Source organism: uncultured Methanobrevibacter sp., from assembly GCF_937906425.1.
In the GTDB taxonomy this organism is placed as follows: Archaea; Methanobacteriota; Methanobacteria; order Methanobacteriales; family Methanobacteriaceae; genus Methanobrevibacter.
This window is the reverse complement of the sequence record NZ_CALCYR010000183.1, coordinates 1-7,805: the sequence shown is the minus strand read 5'-3', so window position 1 is coordinate 7,805 and position 7,805 is coordinate 1. Positions and strand designations below refer to the sequence as shown.

Below are 7,805 nucleotides of genomic sequence, written 5' to 3'. Positions count from 1 at the left end.
TTTATAATCTTTATAAGTTTTATAATTTTAAAAAATTTTATATAAATTTAAAAATATTTTAATATATTATTGTAAAATTATATAAATGTTATTTTTATTAGATTTTTTATTAAGATTTTTTAGTTTTTTTCTTAGTTTTTTTCTTAGTTTTTTTTAGATTTTTTTTAGTTTTTTATTAATTTTTTTATTTTTATTAAAATTAGTATTCGGGATTTTCACTTTTAAACTCTTCATATGTTTCGTATTTTAAAACGTCGAGGAAGAATTTTTTCTTTTTAGGTCCTAAATTGTCTAAAAAGTCTTGATAATATGGGGTTTCTTTTATTTTTTCATAGTCTTCCTTTATTAGATTGAATAAAGGTTTCTTATATTCTTCAGAAATGTCCATTAAGGCCATTCTAGGACCGTTTATTTTGTATGCCAAGAGATCGAACTTATAATCCTCATAGAATCCATTTTCAATAAATCTCTTCATAAGTTCAACTCCTGCAGGGACGGTGTCAAGATAGTTTCCGTCTACAACATGGGTTATTGAGGCATTATGCTTTCTTCTGTAATAGAAATGCTTTCTGATAATTGAAATCCTTTTGGATTTAAGGTATACATAGAAAAAGAAAGGCATGTCTTCAAAATATATTCCTTCAGGGAATTTTGCATCTATTTCCTTTAGAAAAGTGTTTTTATAGATTTTTTGACATGAACTTACTGAAAGATCAAATAAAAAGTCCTTGGTCTTTTCAGGTCCAAAGACACAATTGTCAAAACTTTCATCAAGATTGTTTAGGTTAAACCAGTCGTTTTCATAAACCCTTTCAGTTTCATCATCATAGTTGATCATCTGAAACATGGTCATGTCAGTGTCATATTTTTTAGCCTCATTATAGCTTGTCTCAAGAGCATCAAGTGTAAACCAGTCATCTCCGTCAAGAAAACCGATGTATTCTCCTTTAGCTATTTCCATCGCTCTGTTACGGCTAGCTCCAAGACCTATGTTTTCATGGTTTATGACCTTTATTCTGGAATCATTTTTTTGATATTCATTAATTATTTGGCCAGTGCTGTCTGTAGAACCATCATTTACTATGATTATTTCAATATCCCTTAAGCTTTGGTTTATTAGACTATCAATGGCTTGTCTAATGAATTTTTCTTCATTGTATGCTGATAGTATCATTGAAATTTTTGGTTTAGACATTTAAATCACCAAATAATCTTTTAAATTAGCTTAAACTCTTTAATAAGTTTAAATTTTAATTATTTTTAAAGTATTTTTAATAATTTTTAATTAATTTTTAGCTATTTTTAAGGCTTTTCAATTAGAATTGCCTTTTAATTGTTAATTTTCTTTTTTAAGGTTCTATTGTAAATGTTTTTGGATTTGTACTTAATCCAACCTTTAGTTGCCTTTGTTTCCTTGATTTCCTTAGCTAATTTCTTGTTCTTTTTTTCCAATTTAGAGATCTTTGCTTTATTTTCCTTTGCCTTTTTCTTTAAATTGTCGTTTTGATATTCGTCAGCTTCGATTACTCCGTTTAACTCATAAACTCTTTTTTCAAAGTATTTGCTTAAGCTTTTCTCTGGATTGATATTTGCAAAATCAATCTCCTCATCCAGCTTTTCTTCAAAGATCTTTTTCAAGGTCTCTAAAGATGAATTATAGTCTGAAACGTCTGACTTGTATTTTAAATCATATTTGCTCATTATGCTTCCATCTTCGCAAATGGCCCAAATGTCCCTTCCGCTTCCAATGTAATCAGCCAATTTTGATGGAAGGAATGGATTCTTTTCAAAATTATCATATGTGTTTAGGTCATTTACAATCAAGACATCGAATTTAGTGGTAAGATTTAAAAATTCAAGGAGTGGTGCTGTTTTATGCAAAACAATGTTTTCTCCAATTTCCAAATTTCTTGTAAGTTTCTTTAATGAGCCATGGTTTGGAGTGAAGATATGTATCCTATACTTGTCCTTCACCTTTGGATTTAAGGTTTCAAAGGCATAATAGATATATTCCAAATGTCTTCTTCCAAGATATGTGCCGAAGTATCCGAAATTGATGTAACTTGAGTCAATCTCATAGTCTGATTCGACCTTGTGGTAGTATTCCTCATCAAGTGTAGGGTGAACGCTGATTCTTGATTTTGAATCAACAAGCTCCTTTACATCATCTGAATAAAGGCTTAACATCATTTCCTTTTGATTTTCATTTGTAAATACAAGTTCATCTGCAAATAGGAAAGCCAAATATTCACATAATACAAATAGGTTGTCATCCTTTGAAATCAGCTCAAGTTCTGCCTTCTTTTCTGATTCTCTTTCTTTATTGATTGAGTTTATCTCTTCATTAATTCTTTCTATGTAATCATTATCTGGATAAAGCCCCTTGTTTTTTACAGAGCCTCTTTTTGTGTTTTCAATTGTGGTTCTTAACGGATCTGAAAATTCAGCAGACCAGAATGTTTTTGGATGTTTCAGTTTATATTCCAAAGATAGGAAATTGGATTCGTGACTTCCTGCACGGCTGTATATTTTTTTATACTCTTTGCCGGAGCTTTCAAGTTCCTTTAATCCTTTTTCATTAAATGTGCTAATGCTTTTCCAGTTAAGTGCCTTGATTTTGCTTTTTACAATCATTCTTTTTGCAACAAATTCGTCTACAATTTTGTTAAAGTCTTCATCAAGGTTTTCTTCATCTATCGGGCCTTGGATAAGGTCTACTGTTTTTTTACTGACAATTAATCTTTTTGCAAAGACTATTCCACTTACACGTGTTGTAGGAGGAAACTTGTAACAGATTAGCAATTCATCAATTTCAGGGTTTTGATCTTTCATAAATTTTCCTCACATTTTATTGAAATATTTCTGGCTTTTTATTTTTAGTAGTTTATTGGGCTTTAAATGACTTTTTTTTATTTTTTAGTATTTTTTAGATAAGTTATTTTTTTAATTTTTTTTAGTTTAATTGGTCTTTAAATTAACTTATTTATTTTATATTTTTTTTAGTTTAATTGTTCTTTAAATGAATTTATTAATTATTGTTTTTTAATGAACTCTTTAATTGTTTTATATTTATAAAACTTTTTAAAGCAATGATTTAATTTATAAGAATTCTTTAATGTGGGCAGCGACTTCTTTAGTGCTTGCATTTCCTCCAAGGTCCGGAGTAAGTATTTTTCCTTCTTTTAAAACTTCTAAAACAGCATTATTTAATCTTTCTTCTGCTTCATACTCCTTAAGGAAATTCAACATCATGCATGCGGACAATAGCATTGCAATTGGATTAGCTATTCCTTGACCTGCAATGTCCGGTGCAGAGCCGTGCACTGGTTCAAACAATCCAGTTTTCTCTCCAATGTTTCCAGATGGAATCATTCCCAATCCTCCAACAAGGCCTGCTCCCTCATCAGATAAGATGTCTCCAAAGAGGTTTGTGGTTACAATTACCTCAAAGCTTTCAGGTCTTGTAATCAGGTACATTGCAGTTGCATCAACATAGAAGTCCTCAACTTCAATGTCATCATATTTTTCAGCAATATCATATAGGCATTCCCTAAAGAGTCCGTCTGTTTTCTTTAATACATTGGCCTTGTGAACTCCTGTCACCTTGGATTTGCCGTTGTCTCTTGCATATTGGAAAGCATAATCAATTATTCTATTTGAAGCTTTTCTAGTAATTATTCTGTTTGCAACAGCTCCTTCCTCTGTATAGGATTCCTCTTTTGCAATATACATTCCTTCTGTATTTTCCCTTACTATCATAAAGTCCAGATTTTCAAAAAGGGCATTTGTGTTTGGATAGGATTTTACAGGTCTTAGGTTTGCAAATAGGTTCAATTCCTGTCTAAGTTTTACAATAACATCTGCTGCAGTTTCTCCAACAGCTCCAAACAAACAAGCATCTGAGTTTCTAGCAAGTTCGATTGTTTCATCAGGTAAAGCCACTCCAGTCTTTTCAAGACATTCGTCTCCAGCTTCACCAAATTTAAAATCAAATTCAATATCCAATGATTTTAGGATGTCTATTGTAACTTCCATTACTTCCCTACCTATTCCGTCTCCGGGAATAACTGCAATATTGTACATTTTTAACCCTCTTTTTTATTCTAATTGGTCTTTTAATTAATTTTAATCAATTTTTTTATTGTTTTTTAATTTTTAATTTTTTTATTTTCTAATTGTTTTTAATTAATTTTAATCAATCAATATTTTTTAAAGTTTAATAATATTCTAGTTTTCTTCGTTTTTTTCTCTTAAATAATTTATTAGTCCGCCTGATTCAAGTATTTCAAGCATGAATGGAGGCAATTTCTTAAATGGATATTCCTTTTTACTTTCTGATATGATAATTCCCTTTTCCATATCAATTTCAATTTCCTCCCCTTGACTAATTGCTTCACTAATTCCAGGAGCTTCCAAAAGCGGAATTCCAATATTTGTAGCATTTCTATAGAAAATTCTTGCAAATGATTCAGCAATCACTGCTGATATTCCACAGCCCTTAATGGCTATTGGAGCGTGTTCCCTACTGGATCCGCATCCAAAGTTTTTTCCTGCAAGAATAAAGTCTCCAGGATTAACCTTTTCATTAAAATCACTGTCCAAACCTTCCATACAATGTTTTGACAATGTTTCCTCATCTGTATAAATCAAATATCTTCCTGGAAGAATAATGTCTGTATCAATGTCATTTCCAAATTTCCATACTTTCCCTTTCATAAAAACCCTCAATTTACTCTTTTACACTTATTCTTCCTTCTATTGCAGACCATGCAGCCACTTTTGCAGAGGATAGGTAAACTTCCCCTTCAGGACTGCCTTGCCTTCCCTTAAAGTTTCTGTTTGAGGTTGAAAGACTGACCTCTCCAGGACCGATAAGTCCGGTATGGCCTCCAAGGCAAGGTCCGCAGCATGGTGCAGAAACCAATGCTCCAGCTTCGATGAATATCTTGATTAAACCCTCATTTAATGCATTGAGATAAATCTCTCTTGAAGCAGGAATTATTAGCATTCTTGTACCTTTAGCTACCTTATTTCCCTTAAGGATTTTTGCAGCATCCCTTAAGTCCTCAATTCTGCCGTTTGTACATGAACCGATAAATACTTGGTCTATTTCAATGTCCAATTCACTTGCAGGCTTTACATTATCCACATTGTGAGGACATGCTACCTGTGGCTCAAGGTTTGAAACATCAATATCAATGATTTCAAGGCTTGCAGAGTCTAAATCAGTTTTTAAATTGGATTTTTTCTTGAATGCATTTAATCTGGCCTTATTTTTTTCGCTGACTCTATTTTCCAAGTAGTGGTAGGTTTTTGTGTCAGGTTCTATAATTCCGGTTTTTCCACCCATTTCAATGGCCATGTTTGACAATACCATTCTTTGTGAGATGTTCATCTCGGAAATGGTCTCTCCTGCAAATTCGCAGGATTTGTAACTGGCTCCATCAGCCCCAACCTGGCCGATAATATTTAAAATCACATCCTTTGCAGAAACATTCTCCTTTAGCTTTCCCTCTACATTGAATCTGATTGTTTCAGGAACCTTAAACCATAACTGTCCTGTTGATAAAACCATTGCCATATCTGTTGAACCGATTCCTGTGGAAAAGCTTCCCAATGCTCCATATGTACATGTATGTGAGTCTGCACCTACAATTAATGTACCTGGAAGCACATGGCCCTTTTCAGGTAAAACCTGATGGCACACTCCTTCGTTAACATCATAAAAGTTTTCTATATTTTGCGCCTTGACAAAATTCCTCATAAAGATATGATTGTTTGCTGAGTCTAGAGAATCTGCAGGAACCTGATGATCAAATGGAATAACTATTTTTGATGGGTCCCAGACCTTTTCAGTTCCTATTTTATTGAATGATTCAACTGCAAGAGGTCCAGTTAAATCATGAATCATGGCTATGTCAATATCCGCCATAACTATTTCTCCAGCCTCTACTTCTCCTTTACCAGAAGCTCTTGCTAATATTTTTTCAGCAATTGTAGACATTTTAACACCCTTTGTAGAGTTTTAAATAAATTTTTTGTTTTTATTCTTTTGTTCTGTTTACAAAGAATTTTTATTTTAATTTTATTTTTATTTCTTCTTATTTTACAAAGAATTTTTTAAAATTGTTTGTATTAATAAAAATTAATTTTAAGTTTAAAAAAATTATTAATAAACTTAAAATTCTTGTTTAAGTTAGCCAGTTGTTTTTATAATTAAAATGAACATGAATTTTAAATTTTTTTAGTTTTTTTGCTTTTTTATGGTTTTTTTGATAAATTAATTAATATGAATATGGATTTTTACTCTTTAATTCTAATCCTACTTAATTAATAAATTTATACAAGTTTCCATAGTTTATTAAAGTGATTTCCTCTGGAACTTCCTTTATTATGTTTTTAGTGTCGAAAATAATAGGGGTTTTCATATTATTTATCAATAATTCGTAATCAAGTTCCTTGAATTGATTGTGGTCGCTTAAAATTAAAACCATTGAGGAGTCTTTTGTTGCCTCTTCAAGGTCCTTGTATTCAGGATTGTCAAAGTGAGGGTCGTGAATAACTATTTCATATCCTGCAGCCTTTAATCCAGCTATTATTTCAAATGCAGGACTTTCCCTTGCATCATCTGTATTTCCCTTGTATGCAACTCCAAGAACTGAAATCTTTTCTCCATCCTCATCAAGCTTTGATAGGATTTTTCCAGTGTTTTCAATAACAAATCCTGGCATGCTGTTATTGGTGTCCCTTGCCAACTTGATTATCTTTGCTGTTTCAGGTGCCTTTGCATAGATGAAGTAAGGATCTATTGCCAAACAGTGTCCTCCAACACCAGGTCCTGGAGAGTGTATATTTACTCTTGGATGCTTATTAGCCATTTCAATAACGTCAAGTGCGTTAACTCCAATTTCAGCACATATTTTAGCAAGTTCGTTAGCAAGTGCAATGTTTACATCTCTAAATGTATTTTCCATACATTTTGATAATTCTGCAGTTTTAGCTTCGGTTTCAATTATTTCTCCTTTTACAAAGGTTCTATAAACATCTGCAGCTTTTTTACTACATTCTGGAGTTATTCCTCCAACGATTCTATTGTTGTTTACCAATTCCTCCATGATTTGTCCGGGAAGAACTCTTTCAGGGCAGTGAGCAAGGAACAAATCTTCTCCAATTTTATAGCCTTCATTTTCAAAAATAGGCTTGATTATTTCATCTGTAGACATTGGAGCTATGGTAGATTCTATAATAACTACATTTCCTTTATTTAAAACATCTAAAATTGAATTGCATGCAGATATGACATAGCTTAAGTCACAGCTTAAGTCTTCCTTAACATAAGGTGTAGGCACTGTTATTATGAATGTGTCTGCCTCTTCAGGTTTTAGGGAAGCACTGTAATGGCCTTGTTCAACAGCATTATTGATTGCATCGGAAATGCCCGGTTCTTCTATATGGGCTATTCCCTGGTTTAGTTTTTCTACAATCTTTTCGTTTATATCCACTCCAATGACTTCACATCCTTTTTTAGCAAACAATGCTGCAGTTGGCAATCCGATATAACCTTGTCCTACAATACAAATTTTCATAATTATCGCCCTGAATTTTTTTTAAATAATTCTATAATCATTTTCTTTTATTTTGTTAGTTGATTTGCAATAATTTTAAATTATTGCCTGATTTTTCTTTAAATTAATAGTTTATCAATTTATATATTTCGATTTTATTTAATATAAATATTAATAAAATTAGAATTTGAGAGTATTTTGAAATAGAATTTGAGAGTATTTTGAAATAGAATTTGAGAG

General features: G+C 31.7%; 6 protein-coding genes. All 6 read right to left on the bottom strand.

Going from position 1 to position 7,805, the window contains the following annotated elements; genetic code table 11:
- Window positions 1-199: 199 nt before the first annotated feature.
- The 6 genes from Q0138_RS05290 to Q0138_RS05265 all read right to left on the bottom strand — a co-directional run bounded on the left by Q0138_RS05290 (window position 200) and on the right by Q0138_RS05265 (window position 7,586).
- Entirely contained in the window at window positions 200-1,195 is a 996-nt protein-coding gene (locus Q0138_RS05290; RefSeq protein ID WP_297981790.1) for a glycosyltransferase family 2 protein, read from the bottom strand.
- A gap of 134 nt (window positions 1,196-1,329) precedes the next feature.
- Window positions 1,330-2,832, bottom strand: coding sequence for a hypothetical protein (locus Q0138_RS05285; protein ID WP_297981789.1), 1,503 nt, complete (start codon window positions 2,830-2,832; stop codon window positions 1,330-1,332).
- Between the two features lie 267 nt (window positions 2,833-3,099).
- The gene (locus Q0138_RS05280) at window positions 3,100-4,083 is read right to left on the bottom strand and encodes an isocitrate/isopropylmalate family dehydrogenase (RefSeq protein ID WP_297981787.1); all 984 of its coding nucleotides are present in this window, start codon (window positions 4,081-4,083) and stop codon (window positions 3,100-3,102) included.
- 144 nt (window positions 4,084-4,227) lie between these two features.
- Window positions 4,228-4,716, bottom strand: coding sequence for a 3-isopropylmalate dehydratase small subunit (locus Q0138_RS05275; RefSeq protein ID WP_297981785.1), 489 nt, complete (start codon window positions 4,714-4,716; stop codon window positions 4,228-4,230).
- 13 nt (window positions 4,717-4,729) lie between these two features.
- Window positions 4,730-6,004 (bottom strand): homoaconitase large subunit, encoded by a 1,275-nt coding sequence (gene hacA / locus Q0138_RS05270; RefSeq protein ID WP_297981784.1) that lies wholly within the window; start codon window positions 6,002-6,004, stop codon window positions 4,730-4,732.
- A 322-nt stretch (window positions 6,005-6,326) separates the two neighbouring features.
- Window positions 6,327-7,586: a nucleotide sugar dehydrogenase gene (locus Q0138_RS05265; RefSeq protein ID WP_297981782.1), complete on the bottom strand. Its 1,260-nt coding sequence runs from the start codon at window positions 7,584-7,586 to the stop codon at window positions 6,327-6,329.
- Window positions 7,587-7,805: the final 219 nt, after the last annotated feature.